This window comes from Marinobacterium mangrovicola, assembly GCF_004339595.1.
Classification (GTDB): Bacteria; Pseudomonadota; Gammaproteobacteria; order Pseudomonadales; family Balneatricaceae; genus Marinobacterium_D; species Marinobacterium_D mangrovicola.
Genome location: NZ_SMFU01000007.1, coordinates 1,399,801 through 1,424,856 on the forward strand (window position 1 = coordinate 1,399,801; position 25,056 = coordinate 1,424,856).

A 25,056-nucleotide genomic window follows, 5' to 3' on the forward strand; every position below is an offset into this window, starting at 1 on the left:
CCGAGGACAGTACTATGGATGAAACTCCAACCCTGCAGTCGTTGCAGGCTGCTCTTGATGCCCAGCAAGCGGTATTCGAGATGCACCAGTCAATGAACGTCGAGGTGTTCTATTGGTGGTGCACCGCGATCATGATCATGATCCACGCGGGCTTCCTGGCTTATGAAATGGGTGCTTCGCGCAGCAAGAACGCGCTGGCCGCCGGTATCAAAAACATTCTCGCCCTCGCGGTGATTATTCCGACCTTCTACCTGTTTGGCTGGTGGATCTACAACGCGATGCCGAACGGTCTGATCCCGATCGACGCCTCTTTCGCCCTGCCCTGGTCGCAGAGCATGGGTCCGGACGTTCAGGATATGGGTAGCGGTATCTTCTGGGCGGCCTTTGCGCTGTTCGGTGCCACCACAGGTTCGATCCTGTCCGGTGCGGTTATCGAACGTATCCGCGTCAGCTCCTTCCTGATTCTTACCATCGTGCTCGGTAGCGGCGCCTGGATTCTGGCCGGTGCCTGGGGCTGGCATCCGGACGGCTGGCTGCTGACCAAAATGGGCTACCATGATCTCGGCGCGTCCGGTGTCGTTCACGCCGTTGCCGGCTTCTTCACCCTGGGTGTTTTGATGAACCTCGGCGCCCGTAAAGGCAAGTTCATCAACGGCGTCGCACAGACCATTGCTCCGCACAGTCTGCCGATGACCCTGATCGGTCTGATGATGATCATCTTCGGCTTCTTCGGCTTCCTCGGTGGCTGCATCATCTTCAACGGCGGTGAAACCGGCTGGACCACCATCTACGGTAACCCGACCAACCTGTCTGCCTTCGCCTTCAACACCCTGATGGGCTTTGCCGGCGGTATCATCGGCTGCTACGTCGCCACTCGCGATCCGTTCTGGACCATGTCCGGCGGCCTGGTCGGCATCATCTCCGTCGCTGCGGGTCTCGACCTGTACGATCCGGCGCTGGCCTTCATCATCGCTACCTGCATGGGTCTGCTGGCAGTATGGTTCGCCAAGTTCCTGGAAAACCGCGGTATCGATGACGCCGTTGGCGCTGTTGCGGTACACGGCTTCACCGGTTTCGTTGCTGTTGTGCTGGTGGGCGTTTTCGCTGGCGGTACTCCGAACGTAGGCGACCTGCCTGCTATCAGCTTCGTCGGTCAGCTGACCGGTGCGGTTGTGATGGTACTGCTGGGCTTCATCCCGGGCTACGCGGTATCCGCTGCCCTGAAAGCCGCCAACATGCTGCGTGTACCGGAGAAAGCGGAAGTAATCGGTATCGACGAAGTCGAACTGATCGCCAAGCCTTACCCGGAATCCTCCACTCCGGCATCCGTGCCGAGCGAGGTTCCTAACAAACTGGCTAACACCGAGCCGCAAGGAGTCTAATCATGGGTACATCAATTACCAGCTGGGAAAATGTAAGCGCCTATTTCACCTTTGCTGACAACCCGATGGCACTGGTCCTGTTTGCGGTCGGCGTGGTTGGCATCGTTGGCGGCCTGATCGGCTCCATCGTGAAGCACGAAAACGAGGCATTCGAAGCACACAAGTGATCGAATAACGCCAGCGTAAGTAGTCATAAAGCCGCGCCTTCGGGTCGCGGCTTTTTTTCGCGATAGCCGCTGCTTGCCGTATATCTGTCAGCCGAGCATCAACACCAAACCCAGCACATAAATTCCGATTACGCCGACACTCTCAAACCCTATACCGCCCGGCCCCTGTTCCTGACGGCGGATCTGCCCCATCAGCAGCACGCCGGACATCAGTAGCGTTAACACCAGCCACACAATGGTCTCCTGCGGGATATGATGGTAGATCGAGCCCGGCCGGTAAGCGATATCTGATGCTGCGGTAAACAGCGTATCAAAGGCATTGCCGCCAATGATGCCGCCCACCGCCAGTGTCAGCGCCCCACGGCGCACCGCCGCCACAGAGGTAACCAACTCCGGAATCGACGTACTGATAGCCGTCAGTAATACCCCTACTACCGTTTCGCCTATGCCGCTTTTCGCGGCAATATTCGCGGCTGCTGGCTCCAGCCACCAACCGGCAAGTCCGAGCACCAGCATCAATACAACGAACTCGCCCCAAAGCCTCCCCAGGCTCACATGTCGGTTATGGGTGTCGGGCTCGTCGGCCCGGGTTTCTCGTGTCCGGGAAGGCAGCCACATGGGGCGCTCAAATGCACTTTGAACCAGCTTGATACCGTAGATGTAGAAGATGAAGAGCACAGGAGTGATCGGATGAATAGAAAAGAAGGTCAGATCCGGCGTGATGGGCCCAAGCAGAATGAGCGCCAGCAGTACGATCAGCAGTGCGTTCTGCAGCATGTTAGGGGCCGAGGCCGCTGCGTGCTCAAGATTAGCGCGGCGATAAAAACAATCTGCTACAGCCAGAAATAAAGTCTGCACGGCGATGCCACCGATCGCATTACTCACCGCAAGCGTCGGGTGACCGTTCCAGGCTGCCGTAACCGAAAGCACAGAACCAGACAGCGAGGTAGCGGCGCCAAGAAACAGCGCGCCGGCAACGGCCTCTCCCACACCAGTCCTGTCCGCAAGCTGATCCACTACCCGGGTAATCCGTGTTCCGAACAGCATGATTGCCAGCGCACCGCTGGCAAAAATCAGAATACTGGCCGTGAGTGTTCCATCGTCTGCCACTCAGCGCTCCCCGCTCTGGATACTCTCTGCTGTTTTCAGGCTAGCAGATACTTCCAGGGCGTTGAGCACTCAAGGAACGAGACTGGGGCTCAATTGAGCACTTCGATATCCACCCGGTTACGACCTGCATTCTTCGCCCGGTACAGCGCCGCATCGGCGCGACTGAGCAGTTCGCGGACGCTGTCACCCGGTTTGATAGCGGCAACACCAAAACTGCAGGTCTTTTCACCGATCACCGGAAACTCGGTGTCGGCGATCTTCTGGCGCAGATTTTCCGCCAGCTGGTATGCCCCTTCCGCTGTGGTATGGGCGCAGACCAGCATAAACTCTTCCCCGCCCCAGCGTCCGGCGTGGTCGCTGCGGCGTGTCGACTGACTCAGCAGCTTGCCGATCCGGCGCAACACTTCGTCACCCACCGCGTGGCCACAGGTATCGTTAACCAACTTGAAGTGATCCACATCCATCATAATGACGGCGCAGCAGGCTCCATAACGCTCGAAACGGTGAACCTCTTTCTCTAGAACATACTCAATATTGGCCCTGTTGCTTAAGCCGGTCAGCATATCGGTGGTGGAAAGACGCTCCAGCTCGATATTTTTGCGCTCAAGCAGCTCCCGGCTTTCAGTTTCCTGAGTGATGTCTCGCAGCGTGCCAATATAACGCTGCAAACCATGGCCACTGCCCTGGTAGCGTTTGGCGGAGATAGCCACCCAACGCTGCTCCCCCTGCGGAGTCAACAAACGCGCCTGGGATGACCACTGACTTTGGGCTGCAGCGATGCAAGCCTCCCAGCTATCGACCACTCTCTGACGATCCTCGTCGGCCAGAGAGCTCACCCAGGTTTCGGCGTCGAGCTCCTTAAGGTCACGGCCAAAAATTTCGCTACAGCGCCGGTTAGCGTAGAGAATCTGGCCTTCGCTATCGGTTTCAAACAAGCCCTGAGGCAGGTTTTCTGACAGCGCCCGGAAACGGGTTTCGCTGAGGCTCAGAGCCTCCTCTGATTCCCGACGCTCGGTCAGGTCCACCATACTGATCGCTACCGTATCGATTGTCTCACCCGCATCGATAACAGGCTTGCCCGTTACCCGGATGAACCGCTTGCCAACACCGCTAAACTCGATCCACTTTTCCTGAACGATGCGCTCACCTTGGGCAATGCGGTCAACAAACGGTTTAATCTCCTGTTCGAACTCCTGCTGGCCATACAGAGATTTAACGTGCTGGCCCTCAATCTCTTCGCGGGAGAGGCCAAGATAATCCATATGACGACGGTTCACCTGCCGGTAGTGGTAATCGGTTCCCAGCATCGCCAGCAACTCGTCGGATACGTTAACGATCTCGCGATAGCGTATCAGACGCTTTTCTGCATCACGTTTTTCGGTCACATCGGTGCCGATCGAGATATAGCAGGACACCCGGCCATCCACATCCTGGACCGGAGAGATCAGCAGCTCTTCAATTCGCTCGCTGCCATCCTTCATCCGGTTGATGAACTCACCTTCCCAGGTGCATCCGCGCTCCAGCGTCTGCTTCATATGGTCGATAGTCGCTGCCGGCGTGTGCCCGGAGACGAGGAAATCCGGTGTCTCACCGATCACCTCATCCAGCCGGTAGCCTGAACGTTCGAGAAAACTGCGATTAACGTAAGTGATGCGACGGCTGAGGTCGGTCACCATCACGGCAGACGGCATCTGCTCCACCGCCTGGTAAAGGCGATAAAGCTCATTATTGGCCTCGCGCTCACGCCGGGCGCTGCGTTGCCAGTAACGCATAAATGCCACAGAGAGCAGCACCAGCAGTGTAAATCCAGCAACGGCAATACCGGAACGTTGTGCCCAGGGGATCAGCACATGGCGACGATCCAGCACTGCAATGGCTCGCAGCGGCTGCAGAGTCACCTGCCGGATCGCAACCAAACGGCCGCCGCTTTCGATCACCTGATTACGGGTATCGAAGCCCGCCAGGTGCAGATCCTGAATCAGGCTACTGGCGGCTTCCGCCGCATCGGGCTGGTCATAGATAGCTTCTACATGGTTGTTCACGTCGACCATGAAGAGCTGCTGGTGGGAGTACAACCCGCCGGTTTCCAGTTGCGCCAGCACAGCCTCACGATCCAGTTCAGCCACCAAAACACCCAGCGGCTCTTCCCCCTGACGCCCCACAAGCACTGCGGCCGAAAGGTGGCCATTACGTACGTTCATCTGGGATTGAATCCGCTGGTCGAACATCTGCGCCAGCGATACCGGCATACCGTCGCTACCTGTACCTTCGCCCACGGAGATCACCGTACTACCGTCCGGGTCGTAAAAACTGACGTTGGACAGGTAGGATGATTCCAGAATATGTCGGAACATCAGTCGCCTCAGCCCCGGCATCTCAGCGATCGGGCCTTCGTACCTTTCCATCTCTTCACGCACGGAGTGCAGCGTATGGTCGGCACCCACAAACGCCATATCGAAAGCACTGGTGAACGCTCTGACCTGGAGCTGCAGCCGTCCTCCGGCTTTCTCCAGGGTCTGTCGATAGTCCCAATATAGCCCCCAGAACAACCCCACAGCCATGGCAAAGAGCAGCACTACAAGCACGCTGACTACTGGAACACCCGGCGTTTTGACATGCCCGGATTTTGGAATACGACGCAACAGGCGGCTCTTCATCAATTATCCAACTCGTTTTCAGCCTGTATCACCAACTGCGGATCGATACCGACCTGCTGTACGATCTCCGGCTCTTTTTCCCGGGCGATGAGGCGCCACTTTGCCAGCGCATCGGCATCCGGTGTGGCGATCTGAATCCCCTGCGAAGCCAGCGTCTCACGCGCCTCGTTCTGCGAAGCGATGGCGTCCTCACGTTCCTGGTCCACGACCTGTTCCCAGCTGCTGTCGATCACGGCTTTCAGATCATCGGGTAACCCCTGCCAGAAACGCCCCCCTATCAGCGGCACATACTGCGCAAAGTACTCCTTGTCCTCAAACACGTAGCTGACGCCACTCTCCCAAAGCTCAGCACTGCGCACCGTCTCATGGGTAGTAATCATTCCGGCCACACGCCGGTCTCGCAGCGCCTGAGGAAGGTCAGGCCAGGCGATCACTGTGGGTTTGGCGCCAAAGGCCTCTATGCGCGCCGCGTTTGCGATACCGCCCGGCACCCGGATACGCAGATCCTTTAGATCCTCGTGGCGGCGCACCTGCTGATCGGTAAAGAAAAGGTGGGCATAGCCCAGATCCAGCCAGCGCCCTGGCACATGCACTCCCAGGTCGGATTCTATGCGCCGGCTGATCTCATCACCCAGGGCACCATCACGTACCTGGTGGTGCTGCTCAACCGTACGACCGTAGAACAGCGGCAACATGTAAACGCCCATGTCCGGCACAAAGCGATCGAGCTGCCAGGTGCCAGGCACCGCCATTTCCACCTTGCCGGCAGCCAGCGCGGAGATGACATTGCGGTCCCGGAACAGCTGCGCACTATGGTAGAACTCCACATCGATACGGCCGTCACTGGCCGCTTCGACGCTTTCGGCAAAGCGGCTCAGCGCGCGCGTCTGCACATGACTGGGAGTATTTTCCGATGAAATACGCAACAGGTAGGTCTGGGCGCTACTGGAAGGGGTATAAAACAGCGAAGCCATTGCAAGGACAGCAGTGACACCGATTGTTGAACGCAGATTGAATGAAGTCTTGCGCAGCCGTTTCATCCCCGTTTCCTTGTCCGCTAAAAACGACAATTCTATTGCATCCGCAACGCGGGATGAACGCTGCGGCGCCTTAGATACAACAAAGATTGATCTGAATTACAGGTTCAATCGGGCCGGGCCAGCCGCTGCACCTCCACATGCTGCACAATCGGGATCACCGGCGGGCCAAACTGGTTATAGATCGCCACATCGGCGGCGTCACGACCGTAGCCGATGGTGACGTAACCACCTCTGAGCTCGGGCTGGGTCGGATCAAAGGTGTACCAGCGCCCGCCCACATACGCTTCAAACCATGCATGAAGATCCATGGGATAAAGCTCATGCAGATATCCGACGACCATGCGTGCGGGAATGCTGAGACTGCGGCACAGGGCTATGCCGAGGTGAGCCAGATCGCGGCAGACTCCGGCGCCACGCTGGTTGATTTCCGCCGCCGAAGCAGGCACCGCACTGGTGGCCGGCTCATAACGGATATTGTTTCTCACCCAGGCCTCAATCGCTGCGACCTGATCGTATCCGAGATAGCAGCCGGCGGTGATTTCCGTAGCCATATCACCGAAACGGTCAGACTCGCAGAAGCGGCTGGGTAACAGGTAGTGCAGCACCGCATCCGGCAGATTCTGAATCTCGATAAAGGGCGCACCAAAACCCCGGTCCATTTCATCGGAGGTTTTTACATCGGTACGGGTGGCGATGCAGAACGGCCCCGGCGGTGCGACAAGGCGCTGACAGAGGTTACCGTAGGCATCGGAGAATTCGAACACAGGTACATTGGGTTCGATACGGTACTCCTCCCGCGATACCCACTGCTGGGCACCACTACGTGCTCTCAGCATCAAGATGAAAGGGGTCGGAAAGGTGATATCGAATTTCAGCTCACAGCTAGTCTGCAACCACATGAATGCTCCGCTTCGATGGTTAACGCTGTGCCAGTTTGGACCATCCTGCCCGGGATTTAAACCGTGTCCTCGCGGGTATCGGCTACGCAAACACGGTCCCGCCCTTCCCGTTTGGCTCGGTAGAGCTGTTTATCCGCTAATGAGAGGTTTTCTTCCAGCGGCCGGTCGATCGCTACTTCAACCACGCCAATGGAAACGGTCATCTTTACCTGGGCACCGCGAGCAGCAAAGCTTGAGTTGCGCAGGCATTCGCAAAGCCGCTCGGCAACGCCTGCCGCCTCATCCAATTCAGTTTTTGCCAGCAGCACATAAAACTCCTCACCGCCAACCCTGAACAGATGATCCTCTTCGCGCAGCAGCGAAGCACATTTTGCGACCATAAACTGGAGTGCACGATCGCCTACCGCGTGACCGAAGTTATCATTAATCGATTTGAAGTAATCCACATCCAGCAGGAGAAGACTCAACGGGAGCTCTGCCCCCCGGTGTTCACTGACAGCTGCCTTGGCCATCAGCGTGAATTGACGGCGATTGCCGATTCCGGTCAGGGGATCGGTCAGCGACGCGACCTCCAATTGCTGGACCAACTTCTTGCGCTCGGTCACATCAAGCATGGCTCCGACCTGACCGGCCGGACGACCATCCGGGTGGAAAAATACCGCCTTATTGAATTCAATCTCACGCAATTGACCATCAGCACAACGAACCGGCGCTTCATAACGCTGGTGGCCACCCGTGGCCAGCAGGTCGCAGTCGGCGCGATAATACCGATCTGCCAGTTCAGCGGGGGCTACATCGTAAACCGAATGGCCAACGACTTTGTTCAGGGGAAGCCCGATGAACTCGGAAAAGGCGATATTGCAGCCACGATAAACATGGTGCTCATCCTTGAAGAAGATCGGTACCGGGATCGCATCGATCACGGTCTGCAGCATGCCGCTGTCCGCTACATTTTCCGGCTCACGCCGGCGCTGGGTTTCCAGAGCAACGATTTCCAGCGCGATTCTTTCCAGATCATTGATCGGCAAACAGGTTAGTGCACCACCCTCAACCGCACGGATCGAAGCCGCAAAGTCGGTGCTTTCGGCAAGAAGAATGACCCGCCGCGCAGCGAAAAGAGCCTGCTCTTTCTGCTCGAGATCGGCGTCGACCAACAGAATCAGCGCGCCCACCGGGGTCTCACTGATCGCGCTACAGCAGGACCACTCAATAGCGAGCCCGGCCTGGGTCAAGAGTCCTTCCAACGACCCCACGAGGGTACCTGCTGCAGGCAGGTAATAGATTGCCAGCTTATCCATCAAGGAGTACGAATAGCCTGAAAGAAGTTAATGTCGGTATATCGGTACAGGCGATCATCCTTGACCAGCTGCTCAAGATTTAAACTTTATCCGGCCTTATATAAGCGAATCAAGTATATATACGAGCAATCTTAAAACAGCCGTTTAAACACCAATCAGCACTGCATCACTGCCTCAGCGCCGGTCTGCTTGTCGGTGTATGTGATACGGGCCGTTTTAAAGTTCAGATCCACGAACAGACGGCAGAAATGTTCGCCATGACGCCAGGCCATAGCCACACTTGTATCGCTGGAGTAATGCAGCTCAAAGCGCCCCTCAAAGGCGGGATGGGTATTGCGGAAACGCATCAGCTCAAGCAGCCGTTTAACCACCGGCGTCTGCATCGCTTCGTCGATCTCTTCGAAGCTGTAGTAGTGACGGTTGATATCTCGAGCCTCACCGGTCTCCTCCATCAGGTCGTAATCATTGCAGCCCGCAAACAGACCCACGTAATACACCTGCGGAATCCCTGGCGCGAAGAACTGTATCGCCCGCGCAGCGATATAGGCATCGTCGTTCTTCATCAGGGCTTCATAGAAGGTACAGGTCAACTGATAGATAGCGCCGACGCTGTGAGCATTGACCGCGGAACGGCGCAGAATGGGATCGGCGCTACGGGTCGATACCGTATCGATCAACCCCTTGATCAGATCATCGGGCAATACACCTTCCACATCGGGAATGCAGATACCATCGTGGGTATCGAGCACCGTCACCATGTTGCGCGGCGCCATGCGTAGCCAGTGTTTGAGATACACGCTGTTGTCATCGAGCAGCGTGTAGAGCATCAATGGCGGCAGCGCGAAGCCGTAAGGATGCATATCGCGGCGACCGATAGCGTACTGATAGCTGGAGTGGTCATGCACCTCGGGCAGCAATTCGGTGTTGTGCATATGCGCAACCTCGTTGAACCAATCCAGGTTGCGATACACATCCGGCTCCACCAGAAAACAGCTGGTACCGATCTTTTTGGTGGTGTAGCCGAAGGCATCCAGGCGGAACAGTTTCACGCCCTTGTGCGCCAGGAAGGCGATGTAGTGCCCCATCAACTCGTGGGTTTTCTCGGATTCGTAGTTCAGATCGATCTGGTGCTCGGTAAAGGTGCACCAGACGCGGCCCTTGGAGCCGTCGGCGAACTTCACTTCACGGAACGGCTCCTTCTCTTTGCGGATATGGATCTTCGCCAGATCATCATGAGTGATCGGCTCTAGGTCATCCACATTGATAAAAAGTTCGACGTAGTCCGAGTCGTACCCTTTCTCGATGAAGTCCTTGAACTCCACCGATTCATCGGAAATATGGTTAAGTATCAGGTCAACGCAGAGATCGTAACGGCTGGATATATGCTCGATATCCTGCCAACTGCCAAAGCGCGGATCGACCTCGGTATGGGTCAGCGGCGAGAAACCGGCATCGGCATTGGAGGGGTAGAACGGCAGAATATGGACACCGCCCACGGCGTCCCCCAGATACCTTTCCAACACCCTGTCCAGATCTTTCAGGTCCTTTCCCATCCGGTCCGGATAGCAGATCAGCTGTACCTGGTTACGAAGTACCGTCATACCCTTCCTCCTGTTGAACCTTTTTACCTACCTTAGAGGGCTGAACGGCATTGATGCAAATATCTGACCGCATTTCTCGGATATAAGGCGCTCTACTCTCATTCGATAGAAGCGCCAGCCATACCGGGCCCGGCAATAAGCTTTACGAGTCAACCCTCAAGCAGCGTGATCCAGACCCCCACTTTCAGCGACGATCCTTCAGGCCCCAGAAAGGAGCCCTCAACCGGGGGGACAGTGTCGGGATTACGCGCCACAGCTACCGGAATATGGGTAACTCCGGTGATCTCACCGCTGGTGGGATCGAAGCCTTTCCAGCCGGCACCCGGAATATACACCTCGGCCCAGGCGTGGGTAGTACCGAAAAACTCTGGGCCCGGCGGCACAAACAGGTAACCGCTGACAAAGCGGGCGGCAAACCCCAGATGACGCACGGCGGCGATATAAAGGTTGGCAAAATCGCGGCAGGAGCCGCAACCCAGCGACAGAGTCTCTTCCGGTGTCTGCACCCCTGGTTCTTCCCGCACCTTGTACTCGAAGTTCGCCTCAATGGCATCACAGAGCCGGCGCAGCAATCCATAGGACTGGATCGGCTCATTTCCATCCCAGAGCGCAGCGATCCACTGCGTCAACGCTTCCGAGCTATCCCCTTGGGCGAAATAGGGGTTAAGGATCAGCCGATCCTCTTCGAGATAATCGAAGGGATAATCGACCGCATAATCTTCCACTAGAAAGTCCAGCGGATGCTGATCGAAATGCTCAAGCTCCACTTCGCTCAGGATCTCAAACTCCGTACAGGGAGTATCAAACTCTGCCACCGCCACGGAGTTGTTCTCCACATCTCTATACCAGTGCACATTACTCGCTGGCGGGTTCAGCGTAAGCGTGGCCGACAGTATGCGCACATCGTGATCTTCTCGCGGCCGGATTCTGAGCCAGTGCGGATCCAGGTTCGCCTCACCATTGAAGCCATACCAGGTGCTGTGTTTGATCCTGTAGCGTTTCATCTAGGTACCTCATCCAGAAAGTCGGCGATGCCGGGGGCTCATCGCTGAACTTCACTATACTCCGTGCAGTCGTACTCGTGTCGAGCGTCAGTTTCCTCGCTTTTTATTTGATTAGGAGTATCCGCGTGCAGATCCATTCCCTGACTTCTGCTATCACACTTTGCAGTCTGCTTGCATTCAGTACAACCAGCCAGGCGGGCCTTGGCGATCTGCTCAACCAGGGTGCTGAGCTGCTGAAAGAGACCACCGGCGAGACAACCTCGAGTACGGACGCAGCGTCCAATCTTTCCACTGACACCCTTGCTTCGGGCCTCAAAGACGCGCTTCAGGTAGGTACTCAGCGCGCCGTTGAAACCCTCGCGTCCACCGATGGCTACTATGGCAGCAAGGATGTGAAAATTCCGCTACCGTCGTACCTGGAGACCACCCGCAGCATGCTGGTGGGCGCTGGTTTTGGAACCCAGGTGGAAGCGTTCGAACTGAGTATGAACCGCGCCGCTGAAGATGCCGTTACTGAAGCTGCGCCAATTTTTGTCGATGCGGTCGAGGCGATGACCATAGAGGATGCCCGCAAGATCTACAGCGGTGGCGACAATGCGGCCACCGACTATTTCCGTGATCACACCTACACCGAATTGAAAGAGCGCTTCCGCCCCCGTATCGAAACCGCCATGGCCAGCAGCGGCGTCACGGCGGCCTACCAGGGGCTGATGGATATGGCGGAATCTCAGGTTTCCCTGCTCAGCAACTTCAACCTGGACCTGCCCGACTATGTCACCGAGCAGGCACTGGACGGTCTTTTTCTGCGTCTGGCGGAAGAGGAAGCCCTGATCCGTACCGAACCCGTGGCACGCACCACCGATCTGCTGAAAGAAGTGTTTGGCAACTGACCCAACACCAAAGTACAGTTGCAGCTGTGTACCCCGCCCGGGGACACTGCTCTCAGATTGAACCGGGACTAACCGGTCGACGGGTAGATTATGAATACCATTTCAGCCTTCAATTCGGGTGTGCAGGCGTTTCAGACCGCCAACAACCAGATTGAACAGAACGCGCAGAATATCGCTCGTCAGACCACGGGCCTGGCTTCCAGCTCAGTGCCTTCGCTGGAAGAGTCTCTTGTCAGCCAGTCTCAGGCCGAGACTTATGCTCTGGCCGGGGTCAAGGTCGTGCAAAGTGCTGACGAGGTACTCGGTACTCTGCTCGATATTTCTGTCTGAGTCTGAGCGCCTTAAGACTGCCGTATCGACAGTTAACATCCCGAAAGCAACGCCTGAATAACAACAATAAAACAAGGAATTGTGCCCATGAGTTCAGGCCGCCTCTTCGCTCTGGTCTGCCTGGCTATGCTCGCCTTTGCCGGCAACTCACTGCTCTGTAGAGTCGCTCTGCGCGATACCGATATCGATCCCGCCAGTTTCACTGCCATCCGCCTCTGCTCCGGTGCGCTGACCCTCTGGCTATTCCTGCTGCTGCGATCCCAGGGCAGGCAAGCCACCGGTAACTGGCCCTCCGCGCTGGCACTGTTTCTGTATGCCGGGCTTTTCTCCTACGCCTACACCCAACTGGAAGCCGGTGCCGGAGCTCTGCTGCTGTTTGGTGCGGTACAGGTCACGATGATCGGATACGCACTCTTCCAGGGTGAGCGTTTCACCCCGTTGCGCTGGCTGGGTCTTGGGATCGCGCTGGCGGGATTGATCGGCCTGCTGCTGCCGGGTCTCAGTGCGCCACCGCTGGCCTCGTCCCTGTTGATGGCGGGCGCCGGGATCGCCTGGGGCGTTTATACGCTGCGCGGTCGCACTGGCGGCAGCCCGGCGCTGGCCAGTGCCGGCAACTTTATCCGCTCGGCACCGCTGGCACTGCTGCTGCTCGGCGCCGCCTGGCTCTTTGGTGAAGTAGAGATCGATACAGCGGGAGTACTCTGGGCACTGGCCTCCGGTGCCCTGGCATCTGCCGTGGGTTATCTGATCTGGTATGCCGCCCTGCCGCATATAAGTGCAACCAACGCAGCGACGATCCAGCTCAGCGTACCGGTGATCACCGCCATCGCCGGCATAATTCTGCTAAGTGAAACACTGTCACTGCGTCTGCTGCTGACCTCCGTCGCGATCCTCGGCGGTATTGCGCTGGTCATTCGGCAGAAGCCGGCTGCAACCTGAGAATCCGACCACTATCGGTGGAGAGATAGATCAGCCCATCAGGGCCCTGCTCCACATCACGGATACGCTCGTTCATCTCATCGAGCAGCCTCTCCTCGGCTACTGCTTCGCCGCTGGCATCGAGCTCCACTCGGTTCAAATGAGTAAGCGCCAGCGCCCCGGAAAACAGGTTGCCACGCCACTCGGGAAAAGCAGCGCCTGTGTAAAACATCAGGCTGCCCGGCGCAATTGAGGGGATATAGACCTTCACCGGCGATTCCATGCCGGGAGCCTCTTCACCCTCGCCTACATCAATCGGTCCCCAGTATTCCTTGCCATGGGAGAGCGTCGGCCAGCCATAGTTGGCACCGGACTTAATCAGGTTGATCTCATCGCCACCGCGCGGGCCGTGCTCGTTTTCCCAAAGCAGGTCATGCTCGGCATCGTAGGCCAGGCCCTGGGGATTTCGGTGGCCATAGCTCCAAATTTCGGGCTGCGCGCCGGCCTTACCGATAAACGGATTATCACTCGGTATCTGACCACCGAGCGTCAAGCGCATAATAGTGCCCGCATGGGTCTGCAGGTTCTGGCCATTCGGACGCTCGCCACGATCGCCGGTGGAGAAGTAGACGTGACCCTTGCCATCGAACGCGATGCGCCCACCGAAGTGGCGGCTAGTGCCAGTCCCGGAGCGAGTGATCAGCAGATCCTGCCAGTCCGTGAGTTCAGTTCCATCAAGCCTGGCGCGCGATAGCACCGTGACGCCGCGATTCTCCACCGAGGCGACCCAGGTCAGGTAATACCACCCCGGTGCTTCCGGCGTGGAGGCCAGGTCGAGCAATCCGCCCTGACCACCGCTTCTGACTTCAGGCAGACCGGTCACTTCTGTCAGTTCACCGGTGTCGATATTGAGTAACTTAACCCGCCCCTCGCGCTCGGTGATCATCAGCCGGTTTTCATCCAGAAACTCCATGCCCCAGGCAACACCCAGCCCGGAAGCAAGCTGTTCAACCTCAACCGCGCCTGATTCAGTGCTTTCTCGGTGCACTATCTCTGCCTGAGCAAACTGCGCGGCGAACACCAGCCCCAAAGCGAGGGATATGGATCTGCGCAACATTTTGAGCCTCCCTGATCCTATTTACGCCATTTAAGGGATTTTGACCCTGGACGGCGACTCTGGTTCGCAATACTGCTGCACAGCCCCCGAATTAGTGAGCTCGGCCAGCCGTTTTCGGTGCCGGCCGATTAAGCGTCAGCACCCCACCGGCGAATACCAGCAACATGCCGAATACCGTCAGCAGGGCAACACTTTCATCCCAAAGCAACCAGCCCACACCGGCCGCCAACACTACCGAACTATAGGTGAAGGGGCCCAGTTGCGCCGCCGGAACCAGAGTATAAGCACGGCTCATGCTCAACTGTGCCAGCGTCGACGTAGCACCGAGCCCCAGCAACCAGACAAGCGCCTCAGTGCTTGGCGTCACCCAGTACAGCACGGCCGGCACCACCGAAAACAGCGATCCGAACAGCGCAAAGTAGAACACGATCCGCTGCGGCGGTTCGGTCAGGTGCATACGCCGCACGGTGACCTTGGCCAAGGCACTGAGCGAGGCACCCAGCAATGCCACCAACAGCCCCAGATTGATCTCCCCCTGCTGGGGATTAAGAATCAGCGCGACACCGGCAAAGCCAACCAGCAGGGCCAGTTTGACCCGCGCCGGCACGCTTTCACTCAACCACCAGAACGCGATTACCGGAACGAAAAATGGGGCCGTCTGTTTCAGCAGCGCGGCTTGCCCCAGGGGCAGCACCGACCAGGAGTAATAGAGGCATGACATGGCGGAGATACCCACCACCGCCCGCATCAGGTGCAGGTGGATATTGTTTGTCGCCATGGCACGAGAGGCACGCAACAGAAAAGGCAGCATCAGGATCAGGCCCATCAGGTTGCGCATAAAGACGATCATCGGTGTACTCAGCTCCTCGCTGACAACACGGATGATCACCCCGGCGCCCACCAGCATCGATTCAGAAAGAACGATGAGCGCGGCCGCCCTGAGTAACACGGGATTCAACGTTGAAGACTCTCCAAAAAAATCGCCCCGATTCACGTTATTCCGTGACGGGGCGATATCTAACGCGTGAGGTTGGCGATCAGATTTCGATACGCTCGAAATGCTCCGGCAACTCTTCGGCACCCTTGCTGCTGGTTACCACCGCAACGGCGGCACGCTCAGGCTGCAGGTATTCCAGTGCAACACGGCGCAGATCGTCGACACCTACCGCCAGAATCTGGCTGCGGAAGCGCTGACGCTGCTCCGGTGTACGACCGAACAAGGTGGAGTGATAGGTCTGCTTCGCCTCACCGGCCGGAGAACCCGGTTTATCGATGGAGCTGACCACACCCAGTACCGCCTCTTCCAGCTTTTGCGGTTCGATGCTGTTTTCGCTGATCCAGCGAGCCGCCGCATCGAAATCATCCAGAGTGCCGCTGATACGCGGATCACGGTAGGAGAAGAAACGGAACACCGCATCACCACTGTCCTGAGACGCGCCGGCGCCATAGGCACCGCCCTTCTCACGGATCGCACGATGCAGGTAGTTATTGCGCAGGAACTCACCCAATACGGTCAGCGGCGCAGCATCCGGATGCTCTACAGTAACGGTCGGGAACGCCTTGGCGCAGAAGTTAACCTGGGTGCTCGTCATCCAGACCTGCTGCACAGCCTCACGGGTTTGCGGCAGGCTGAATCCGGTAAACGCTTCGCCAGTAGCAGCCTGGGACCAGCGCTGTTCAATCGCCTTGGCCATCGCTTCGCTGTGCTCCTCTTCACCGACGCTGAGGAAACGACGCGGTGCCTTAGCCACCAGACGATGGATCTCAGCCAGGCGCTCGGCCAGGGCATTCAGTTCATCCTGCTCCGCCAGTGAGCGATCCAGAGCCTTCAGGCGACGCACGCCTTCAAGACCGCGGGACAGATGCGCCAGCTTCGAGGCCGGAGAAAAACCAGCGCAGGCAGCCAGCATCGCCATGCCATGGCCCTGGCCGGTGATCGACTGCTCACGGCGGCTGCGCATATGAGAGACGATCTCTTTGAGGCGCTGGGTTTCATCGAAACGGGCCTTATCCAGGGTTTCCACCATCAGATCCGCCAGCGGATCGCGGTTAACCGCCAGCGCTTTGCCAGACAGAACCAGATACGCAGATACATTCTGCTCGTCATCAGGCATACCACGCACAGAGGTATATGCGGAGAAGCCACCGGTAATCTGACTCTGGTAAGCCTGGTTCTCGCGGTAGTCGCGCTCACCACAACCCAGCTCGGTCAGGCAGTGGGTATAGAGCGGTAGCAGCGCCTGCTGTTCATCGCTCAGCGCCGGCAGGTCAAGAATAATCTGTTCGTAGATCAGGCCGTTGGTACCTGCCGAGTACCAGGTGCTATCCAGGTTCGGCAGCCCCATGGAAGCACCCTGGGGCAGGTTCAGTTCGGTCGGAACATCCTCGAGGGTCACCTTCGGCAGGATCGACTCGTCATCCACCTGCATCTGACGCGCTTCCAGCTGCTCCGCCAGTAGGATCACTTCCGCCTTTTCAGTTTCGCTCATGGCCGCTTTCATTGCTGCCAGATGATCCGCCTCGGCCTGATCCCGGCGGCTCGAAAGCTGATTGTCCGGACGCAATGTCAGGCGCACGCGGTGCGGGTTATCCAACAGCCAGCGACGCACCAGTGACGGAATGTAATCCGGATCCTTGATCGCCTCGCGCAGTTTCTCCAGCGCCGGATCCACGTTCAGCGCCGCCAGGGCGTCGCCGCGATGGATACCAGCAGACAAAGCACCAAGGATCAGCTGCAGACCGAAGGGATAGCTGTCACCGGTGATTTCACGCTGGCTGAGTTCCAGCTGATGCAGCTGCGCTTCAACCATCTCCTGTGACACACCATCACGAGCAACCTGCTCGAGCGTATCCAGCACCAGTTTTTCGAATTCGGCCGCTTTCTCCGGCTCGCTGCCTTCCAGGCCGCACATGAAGCTCATTTCACGGTTGGAATCTTCCAGACCGCAGAGCGGTGACGGCGCCGTACCTATGTCGCTGGATTCCAGCGCCGCGCGCAGCGGTGAGCTGGAGTTATCCAGCAGCACGCGAGACAGCAGGTGCGCCTGCATCAGCTCATCCAGATCGATCGACCTTGGCAGCAGCCAACCCATCACATGATGGGTATGGGCTGCAAGATCTTCCTGATCCAGCGCGTATGCTTCCTCAATGCGGACAGGGGCGAAGTAGCGCTTTTCATCCGGTACGGAGATCTCTTCGTCATTACGTTCGAAGTGCGACAGCGCCAGGGTGTCGAAACGCTCCTGCAGCTCCACCGCCTCGATATCGCCGAAAGTCATGAAGACCGCGTTACTCGGGTGGTAGTGGCTGCGGTAGAACTCAACCAGCTCCTCGTAGCTCAGGTCTGGGATACAGCTCGGCTCGCCACCACTGTTGTGGTGGTAGGTTGTGGTCGGGAACAGGTAACGGGTCAGCGTCTGCCAAAGCGTCGATACCGGCGAGCTCATCGCCCCTTTCATCTCATTGAAGACCACACCCTTGTAGACCAGATCAGATTCAGGGTTGCCGGTCTCGGCGAACTCCACACGATGACCTTCCTGGGCAAAATCCAGCGGATCCAGGCGAGAGAAGAACGCCGCATCGAGATACACATCAAGCAGGTTGAAGTAATCCTTGCGGTTCTGGCTGGCAAAGGGGTAGGCGGTCCAGTCTGAGCTGGTGAACGCGTTCATGAAGGTATTCAGCGAACGACGCGTCATCATGAAAAACGGGTCACGTACCGGGTAGCGCTTGCTGCCGCACAACGCGGTATGTTCCAGCATGTGGGCCACGCCGGTGGAATCCTCCGGCACCGTGCGGAACGCTACCAGGAAAACATTCTCATCCCTGTCGGCGGCAATATGGTAATGGCGCGCGCCGGTGGCCAGGTGTTCAAACTCCTGCACCTCGACATTGAGGGAGTCGATGGTCTGATTACGCAGGAAGCGAAAGCTCTGATGACTGTTAACAGCTTGCATAAATTGGGCTTCACTCCGAAAAACTGAATGGAGGCGCGATGTCTGCGCCATGAAAGACACGGCCAGATAAGTCCATGGCCTATCAGGCTTATCGGCTGCGTGCTTTCTTAACTGCCCACCATTGTAACTTCTAATGGCAGGGAATCTACGCATAACTCCAACGCAGCTTAGATCCGGCGGATTCACCACCCTTCATCACCTCAGCCCTGGGCTGCGAGGTCACGCCGGCCGCACACCGGAAATTTAATTTTGCGTCGCAACATAATGATCACATTAGCCAGATAAAAAGAAGTCATATCGATTAAAAACACGATGAAAATTATTTTTGTGCAGCGCACAAAACAGGCTTGACAGGCTGCACTACTGATCATAAAGTGAACTCAAATGTTGCAGCGCACAAACCAACGCAACTAACCGATGTTCATTGGTACACATTCAAAGGTGATAGCTATGTACGAAGATATGAAAGACAAGATGAAGCCGGTTATGGATATGGCCGAGATCAACAAGAAGACCACTGAAACTCTGATCGCTCTGCAGTCTCAGTATGTGTCTGACTTCGTCAACTCCAGCCTGTCTCAGATGAAGGCTCTGACCGAGACTAAAGAGCCGAAAGCGGCTTTTGAAGCTCAGGTTCAGTACCTAAAAGACGTTGAAGCCAAGCTGACCGACGTAGCCGAAAAAGAGATGGCTGCCCTGACCAGCGCCCGTGAAGAACTGACCGGCATCATCGAGAAGAGCGTCACTGACATGAGCTCCTCTCCTTACTTCGCTGAACTGCAGAAGTTCATGAAGCCGATGGATATGAAGGCCAAGTAAACGGCCTTGAGGTTCCCTGCTCGACCCAGCAGTAAACCCATTATGGCCGCTCTGCGGCCATCTTTTTTGCACCGCCGTTGTCACGGAAGAGTCAATCGGTGCCGACACTGGAAAGTCACGCTGTTCAACGCCTCAAGAACTTGTGCACCGCACAAAAAATAACTTGACGAATAAAAAACTGGCGTTTAACGTGCGGGTATATTGATGCACTGCACAACGCCAACTGAACATTTTTATCTGAGGATGCAAACATGTACGACGATATGCTGAAAGAGATGAAAGAGAAAATGGCTCCGGTTGTCGAGATGGCCGAAATCAACAAGAAGACCGCAGAGACTCTGATCTCCCTGCAGTCCGACTACTTCTCCGACTTCGTGAACTCCAGCCTTGCCCAGGTCAAAGCTCTGACCGAAGTGAAGGATCCGAAAGAAGCGTTCGACCTGCAGGTCAAATACTTCAAGGATCTGGAAGGCAAGATGACCGGCGTTGCCGAAAAGGAAATGGCCGCTCTGACCCAGGCTAAAGACGAGCTGACCAGCGTCGTTGAGAAGAGCGTATCCGAGATGGGCGAAATGCCCTACTTCGATATGGAAAAATTTGCTGATATGAGCAAGTTCGACTTCTCCGCTTTTGACATAACCAAGTTCATGCCGGAAGCCGCTGCACCGAAGGCGAAGCCTGCCGCCAAGACTACTACCCGTAAGACCACTGCGGCTTCTGCTTCTACTTCCGCATCCGCTTGATTCTTAACGGGAATCGAGAAACGGCAGCCCTCGGGCTGCCGTTTTTGTTTTTTAGCTCGCTGAGTTCAGCGGGAACTCCGTTCCTACAACTCCTGCGCCATGGCTGGCAGATCGCCCTCTAAACCCATGGCAAAACGCATCACCCGATCCTTGGCTAGCGGCAATCTGCCGGCCAAACCCAGACCCAGATTACGCACCAGCTTCAGCGGGCCGACCTGATTGCTGAACATGCGATAGAACGCATCCATGGTCTGCATCATCACCAGATTATGGCGGCGGCGCCTTCCCTCGTAGCGTTCCAGCACCTGCAGTGACTCCACTGGCTCACCGGCAGCAATGGCTTTAAGCAGCTCTTCCGCCAGCACCGCAGCATCCAGCAAGCCGATATTAACGCCCTGACCGGCCAGGGGATGAATCATATGCGCAGCATCTCCCGCCAAGGCAACGCCTTCAGCCACATAGCGCTGCGCATGCTGACGCTGCAGCGGGAAAAAGCCACGCTCCAGCAGTTCCGGGATCGGCCCAAGACGACTCGGAAAGGTGTCACGCAGCTCCGCCATAAAGCGTGCCTCCGGCAGCTCCATCAGACGGCGAACTTCATTGGGTGTGTTGTACCAGACCAGGGAGGCGCAGGAGCCGCTTAACGGAAGAAACGCCAGTGGACCTGTCGGGGTAAACTGCTGCCAGGTGATATCCTGCTGCTCGTAACCGGTTTTCACCGAGGCCACCAGCGCATACTGATCGTAATCCCATTTATGGGTGCCGATACCCACCGCATCACGCACGCGGGAGCGGCCACCATCCGCCGCTATCAACAGGCGTCCAACGATCTCCTGACCGTTTTCCAGCTGCACGATCGAAGCGCCGGGGGAATAATCGATACTGGTGATGCGCGCAGGACAGATCAGATCGACATTCTGGATCTCTCTCACGCGATCCAGCAGCGCCAGCTGGATAACCCGGTTCTCGACGATATTACCCAGGTAAGGATGGCCGATACGAGCGGCATCGAACTCGGTAGCGCCGCGCTTGTCGCTGGCCTCCCAGACACGCATACGGCTATAGGGGCACAGCCTGCGCGACTCTATCCCCTGCCAGGCACCGACATGGCGGAGAATGCGTTCCGACGCCAGGCTTAACGCGGAAACGCGCAGGTCGTGCGGTTGCTCCGGCGAAAAAGCGGGGGGATGCTGCTGCTCAATCACCGCGATGGATAGATCAGAGTCGGCAAGTGCGCAGGCGATGGTGGCGCCCACCATACCGCCGCCGACGATTACCACGTCATAGCGCTGGTTCATCCTGAAATTTCCTTAGAACTGGATCTGTCCTGCGCAGTATACGCAACTGATCCTTGGATGCTTTGTGACAGGTCAAGGCCCACAAACAGAGAGGCCCCGACACAGCGGGGCCTCTTCATGCAGCTCAGATTCAGCCGATCTGGGTGATACCGCCCATGTAAGGCTTAAGCGCCTCAGGTACGGTCACGCTGCCATCTTCATTCTGGTAGTTCTCCAGCACAGCCACCAGGGTACGACCAACCGCCAGACCTGAGCCGTTCAGGGTATGCACCAGCTCCGGCTTGTTGGTTTCCGGGTTGCGCCAGCGCGCCTGCATCCGGCGCGCCTGGAAATCCAGCATGTTGGAGCAGGAGGAGATCTCACGATACTTCTGCTGACCCGGCAACCAGACTTCCAGGTCGTAGGTTTTAGCGGCGCTGAAGCCCAGATCGCCACCGCAGAGGGTGATAACGCGGTACGGCAGATTCAGCTTCTGCAGGATCGCTTCGGCGTGACCGGTGAGCGCTTCCAGGGCATCCCAGGACTTGGACGGCTCAACCACATGTACCAGCTCAACCTTCTCGAACTGGTGCTGACGGATCATACCGCGGGTATCGCGGCCAGTGGATCCTGCTTCGGAACGGAAGCACGGGGTGTGCGCGGTGTACTGCATCGGCAGTTCAGCCGCGTCGACAATCTCGTTGCGAACGAAGTTGGTCACCGGAACTTCTGCGGTCGGGATCAGGTAGTAGGAGCGATCGCCGAACGGCAGCTTGAACAGATCTTCCTCGAACTTGGGCAGCTGTCCGGTTCCCTCCAGCGAGTCGGCATTGACCATGTAAGGAACGTAAACTTCGCTGTAGCCATGCTCAGCGGTGTGAGTATCGAGCATCAGCTGGATCAGCGCGCGATGCAGACGGGCGATACCGCCTTTCATCACCGCAAAGCGTGAACCGGTCAGCTTGGCTGCGGTAACGAAATCCAGGTCGCCGTTTTTCTCGCCCAGATCGACATGGTCTTTTGGCTCGAAAGCGAACTCCGGGATGGTGCCCCAGCGACGAACTTCAACGTTATCGTCTTCGCTCTCGCCTTCCGGAACAGATTCATGCGGCAGGTTGGGCACGCCCATCAGGATCTTGTCGAGCTCAGCCTGCACGCCGTCCAGTTCGGACTTGGCCGCGTCCAGACGCGCGCCCAGGGATGCCACTTCATCCAGCAGCGGCTGAATATCTTCACCGGCCGCCTTTGCCTTGCCGATACTCTTCGAGCGGGTGTTACGCTCGTTCTGCAGCGTTTCGGTATCGATCTGAATCGACTTGCGCTGGTTTTCCAGTTCAACAAAACGCGCAACAGGGAATTCAAAACCCTTCGTTTTCAGCGACTCAGCCACCGCTTCAGGGTTGGCACGGACCAGTTTCGGATCAAGCATGAAGTAAACGTACCTTAATGTTCGACATCAGTAATGAAGGTATCCACCACCCGGTTAGATCATCCGGGTCAGCGACAGCCCGGCATAAAGCGCCACCAGGCATAAAATGAGGCTCAATGATATATAAATCAAGGCAGACATTATATGCCCCTCCTGAATCATCGCCACCGTCTCCAGCGAGAAGGTGGAAAAGGTGGTAAACGCACCCATAAAGCCGGTCATCAGCAGCGGCCGCATCTCCGGCGACAGTTTCACCTTTTCAAGGATCAGGACAAAACAGACGCCCATCAGGAAGGAACCGAGCACGTTGACCGTCAGGGTGCCAAACGGCAGCCGGTGCTCGGCGTTGTTCAATACACCACTGACCCAGTAGCGTCCCAGAGCTCCCAGCGCACCGCCAACGGCGATCAGTATCCAGTGAATCATCGGCCGTTCCCTTTCTGCCCCGAATAGCGCTGTTTCGGACTCTGCGCATCCCAGGCACGCAGACGCTCCATCTTCTCGCCCAGTTTGATCTCCAGGCCGCGATTTTCCGGCTGGTAGTAGCTACGTTCGGCAATCTCTTCCGGCAGGTATTTCTCACCGGCCGCGTAGGCATCCGGTTCATCGTGGGCATAGCGGTACTCGGCGCCGTAGCCCATATCCTTCATCAGCGAGGTAGGCGCATTACGCAGATGCTCGGGCACCGCATAGCTCGGGTCTGAGCGTACATCGGCCATGGCCTGGGCAAACGCCTTGTATACGGCATTACTCTTAGGTGCCAGTGCACAATACACAGCAGCCTGTGCGATAGCGCGTTCGCCCTCGGAGGGGCCGACCCGCTCAAACGCATCCCAGGCGGAAAGCGCCACCTGCATGGCGCGGGGATCCGCGTTGCCAATATCCTCGGAGGCGATAGCCACCAGCCGCCGAGCTACATAAAGCGGATCACAACCGCCATCAAGCATACGGCAGTACCAGTAAAGCGCACCGTCCGGCGATGAACCCCGTACCGACTTGTGAAACGCAGAGATCTGATCGTAAAACAGATCACCGCCCTTATCGTAACGACGCCCGCCAGCCTGCAGTACCTCTTTAAGTATCTCAGCATCAACGGTCTCGCTCGCCCCTTCGGCGCGGGCCAGATCGGCAGCGATCTCCAGCAGGTTCAGCGCCCGGCGTGCGTCGCCGTCAGCCGCTTCCGCCAACCGATCGATTACCCCTTCGCCGAACACCAGGTTGCGCCGTCCCAGGCCACGCTCGGAATCCTGCAGCGCGGTTTCAATAATCTGGCGCAGGGCCGGCGTTTCCAGCGAACGCAGCAGATAGACCCGCGCCCGGGATAGCAGTGCGTTGTTCAGCTCAAACGACGGGTTCTCGGTGGTGGCGCCCACAAAGATAACCGTGCCGTCCTCCACGTAGGGCAGAAACGCATCCTGCTGCGACTTGTTGAAGCGGTGCACCTCATCAACGAAGAGGATGGTCTTACGGCCACTCTGCATCTTCACCTGGCTCGCCTGATCCACCGCCTGGCGAATATCTTTCACACCGGACAGCACCGCTGAAATGGTGACGAAGTGGGCATCCACCAGGTTGGCAATCAGTTTCGCCAGGGTGGTTTTGCCAACGCCAGGCGGGCCCCAGAGCACCATGGAGTGCACCGAACCCTGCTCCAGGGCCTGGCGCAGCGGTTTGCTGCGCCCAAACAGGTGCTCCTGACCGATATATTCATCCAACGTACGGGGACGCATCCTTGCCGCCAGCGGCTCATAGCCGCCGGACTGATCCGCGAACAGATCCTGCATCAGACCCCCGGATCGAGAATAACGTCCACCCCATCGGGAGGAACAAAGTTGAAACGCGAATCATCCACGGTCGGATCGACCTTGATATCGCCCAGCATGATCGACGTGCGCTGACCCAATGAATCTTCCAGCAGCAGCTCTGTAAGCAGCTCACCGGTAAACAACAGCCGGATCCGAACGAAACCGCTTTCCGCCTCCTGGGGAATCAGCTCGAACACTTCACGCTCTGGCGTTTCGTCGAGCTGACGAACATCGAACTGCTCTTCAAGCGCTTCGATATTACCGCTGAGAATCATTGCCGGGGCACTGCCCACCTGGTTGTCGGCGGACTTACGTGTCACCTGCTCAAGATCCGGATCATAGATCCAGATATATTCACCATCGCTGACGATACGCTGCTCGTAGGGCAATTCAGTGTGCCAGTCAAAGCGTGCGGGGCGTTCGAGTACAAACTCACCGCTGGAGTGTTCCTGGCGAGCCCCCTCTTCGGAGACCGTATATTGCTCAAAATCCGCCTGGATACCATCGTGGCGGGTCAAAAGATCGCTGAGTCGATCCACTGCGCTGGCATGCAGTGCGGTACTGATACTGAACAGAGCGCTGATCATCGCGCCCTTGAGATAGGTAGGCATAGC

General features: G+C 57.3%; 22 protein-coding genes. 7 read left to right on the top strand and 15 right to left on the bottom strand.

The window, feature by feature from the left end; all coding sequences use genetic code 11:
* The first annotated feature begins 14 nt into the window (after positions 1–14).
* Positions 15–1,382, top strand: coding sequence for an ammonium transporter (locus CLV83_RS07240; protein ID WP_132289526.1), 1,368 nt, complete (start codon positions 15–17; stop codon positions 1,380–1,382).
* 2 nt (positions 1,383–1,384) lie between these two features.
* A complete protein-coding gene (locus CLV83_RS22580) occupies positions 1,385–1,549 on the top strand; it encodes a hypothetical protein (protein WP_165900253.1) in 165 nt (54 codons plus the stop codon).
* Positions 1,550–1,636: 87 nt separating this feature from the next.
* Here the strand turns inward: CLV83_RS22580 and CLV83_RS07245 are convergent, their stop codons facing one another.
* The 7 genes from CLV83_RS07245 to CLV83_RS07275 form a co-directional block, all read right to left on the bottom strand.
* On the bottom strand, positions 1,637–2,659 hold the full coding sequence (locus CLV83_RS07245) for a sodium:calcium antiporter (protein ID WP_132289529.1): 1,023 nt from the start codon (positions 2,657–2,659) through the stop codon (positions 1,637–1,639).
* Between the two features lie 89 nt (positions 2,660–2,748).
* Complete coding sequence (locus CLV83_RS07250; RefSeq protein WP_132289532.1) at positions 2,749–5,316, bottom strand: sensor domain-containing diguanylate cyclase; 2,568 nt, start codon at positions 5,314–5,316, stop codon at positions 2,749–2,751.
* Complete coding sequence (gene dctP, locus CLV83_RS07255) at positions 5,316–6,356, bottom strand: TRAP transporter substrate-binding protein DctP (protein WP_132289535.1); 1,041 nt, start codon at positions 6,354–6,356, stop codon at positions 5,316–5,318. Before dctP ends, CLV83_RS07250 begins: the two co-directional genes overlap by 1 nt.
* A gap of 104 nt (positions 6,357–6,460) precedes the next feature.
* Positions 6,461–7,255, bottom strand: coding sequence for a transglutaminase domain-containing protein (locus tag CLV83_RS07260; RefSeq protein WP_132289538.1), 795 nt, complete (start codon positions 7,253–7,255; stop codon positions 6,461–6,463).
* 56 nt (positions 7,256–7,311) lie between these two features.
* Positions 7,312–8,553, bottom strand: a complete 1,242-nt coding sequence (locus tag CLV83_RS07265; RefSeq protein WP_132289541.1) for a sensor domain-containing diguanylate cyclase — start codon at positions 8,551–8,553, stop codon at positions 7,312–7,314.
* 155 nt (positions 8,554–8,708) lie between these two features.
* Positions 8,709–10,154 (bottom strand): sucrose phosphorylase, encoded by a 1,446-nt coding sequence (gene gtfA, locus CLV83_RS07270; RefSeq protein WP_132289543.1) that lies wholly within the window; start codon positions 10,152–10,154, stop codon positions 8,709–8,711.
* 149 nt (positions 10,155–10,303) lie between these two features.
* Positions 10,304–11,158, bottom strand: a complete 855-nt coding sequence (locus CLV83_RS07275) for a transglutaminase family protein (RefSeq protein WP_132289546.1) — start codon at positions 11,156–11,158, stop codon at positions 10,304–10,306.
* Positions 11,159–11,283: 125 nt separating this feature from the next.
* Here CLV83_RS07275 and CLV83_RS07280 point away from each other — a divergent pair, with 125 nt between their 5' ends.
* From CLV83_RS07280 to CLV83_RS07290, 3 genes are all read left to right on the top strand, one after another.
* Positions 11,284–12,048, top strand: a complete 765-nt coding sequence (locus CLV83_RS07280) for a DUF4197 domain-containing protein (protein ID WP_243642306.1) — start codon at positions 11,284–11,286, stop codon at positions 12,046–12,048.
* Positions 12,049–12,138: 90 nt separating this feature from the next.
* A complete protein-coding gene (locus CLV83_RS07285) occupies positions 12,139–12,378 on the top strand; it encodes a hypothetical protein (RefSeq protein ID WP_132289549.1) in 240 nt (79 codons plus the stop codon).
* Between the two features lie 87 nt (positions 12,379–12,465).
* Positions 12,466–13,317 carry a DMT family transporter gene (locus tag CLV83_RS07290; RefSeq protein WP_132289552.1) on the top strand — a complete coding sequence of 284 codons (852 nt, stop codon included), beginning with the start codon at positions 12,466–12,468 and terminating at the stop codon, positions 13,315–13,317.
* Here the strand turns inward: CLV83_RS07290 and CLV83_RS07295 are convergent.
* The 3 genes from CLV83_RS07295 to CLV83_RS07305 all read right to left on the bottom strand — a co-directional run bounded on the left by CLV83_RS07295 (position 13,289) and on the right by CLV83_RS07305 (position 18,369).
* On the bottom strand, positions 13,289–14,413 hold the full coding sequence (locus tag CLV83_RS07295) for a PQQ-dependent sugar dehydrogenase (RefSeq protein ID WP_132289555.1): 1,125 nt from the start codon (positions 14,411–14,413) through the stop codon (positions 13,289–13,291). The two genes, CLV83_RS07290 and CLV83_RS07295, sit on opposite strands and share 29 nt — an antisense overlap.
* A 91-nt stretch (positions 14,414–14,504) precedes the next feature.
* On the bottom strand, positions 14,505–15,362 hold the full coding sequence (locus CLV83_RS07300; RefSeq protein WP_243642339.1) for a DMT family transporter: 858 nt from the start codon (positions 15,360–15,362) through the stop codon (positions 14,505–14,507).
* An 88-nt stretch (positions 15,363–15,450) separates the two neighbouring features.
* A complete protein-coding gene (locus CLV83_RS07305) occupies positions 15,451–18,369 on the bottom strand; it encodes an insulinase family protein (RefSeq protein ID WP_132289558.1) in 2,919 nt (972 codons plus the stop codon).
* A 450-nt stretch (positions 18,370–18,819) separates the two neighbouring features.
* On the opposite strand from CLV83_RS07305, the gene CLV83_RS07310 reads away from it, so the two are divergent.
* Together CLV83_RS07310 and CLV83_RS07315 are read left to right on the top strand one after the other, a co-directional pair.
* Positions 18,820–19,188 carry a phasin family protein gene (locus tag CLV83_RS07310; RefSeq protein WP_132289561.1) on the top strand — a complete coding sequence of 123 codons (369 nt, stop codon included), beginning with the start codon at positions 18,820–18,822 and terminating at the stop codon, positions 19,186–19,188.
* Between the two features lie 251 nt (positions 19,189–19,439).
* Positions 19,440–19,931 carry a phasin family protein gene (locus CLV83_RS07315; RefSeq protein ID WP_132289564.1) on the top strand — a complete coding sequence of 164 codons (492 nt, stop codon included), beginning with the start codon at positions 19,440–19,442 and terminating at the stop codon, positions 19,929–19,931.
* 83 nt (positions 19,932–20,014) lie between these two features.
* On the opposite strand, the gene CLV83_RS07320 is transcribed toward CLV83_RS07315, so the two are convergent.
* From CLV83_RS07320 to lolA, 5 genes are all read right to left on the bottom strand, one after another.
* Positions 20,015–21,229: a UbiH/UbiF/VisC/COQ6 family ubiquinone biosynthesis hydroxylase gene (locus tag CLV83_RS07320; RefSeq protein WP_132289567.1), complete on the bottom strand. Its 1,215-nt coding sequence runs from the start codon at positions 21,227–21,229 to the stop codon at positions 20,015–20,017.
* Positions 21,230–21,359: 130 nt separating this feature from the next.
* Positions 21,360–22,637 (bottom strand): serine--tRNA ligase, encoded by a 1,278-nt coding sequence (gene serS, locus CLV83_RS07325; RefSeq protein WP_132289570.1) that lies wholly within the window; start codon positions 22,635–22,637, stop codon positions 21,360–21,362.
* Between the two features lie 54 nt (positions 22,638–22,691).
* Complete coding sequence (gene crcB / locus CLV83_RS07330) at positions 22,692–23,063, bottom strand: fluoride efflux transporter CrcB (RefSeq protein ID WP_132289573.1); 372 nt, start codon at positions 23,061–23,063, stop codon at positions 22,692–22,694.
* Positions 23,060–24,421: a replication-associated recombination protein A gene (locus tag CLV83_RS07335; protein WP_132289576.1), complete on the bottom strand. Its 1,362-nt coding sequence runs from the start codon at positions 24,419–24,421 to the stop codon at positions 23,060–23,062. The genes crcB and CLV83_RS07335 overlap by 4 nt, the downstream gene beginning before the upstream one ends.
* Positions 24,421–25,053 carry an outer membrane lipoprotein periplasmic chaperone LolA gene (lolA, locus tag CLV83_RS07340; RefSeq protein ID WP_132289579.1) on the bottom strand — a complete coding sequence of 211 codons (633 nt, stop codon included), beginning with the start codon at positions 25,051–25,053 and terminating at the stop codon, positions 24,421–24,423. The genes CLV83_RS07335 and lolA overlap by 1 nt, the downstream gene beginning before the upstream one ends.
* Positions 25,054–25,056 lie beyond the last annotated feature (3 nt).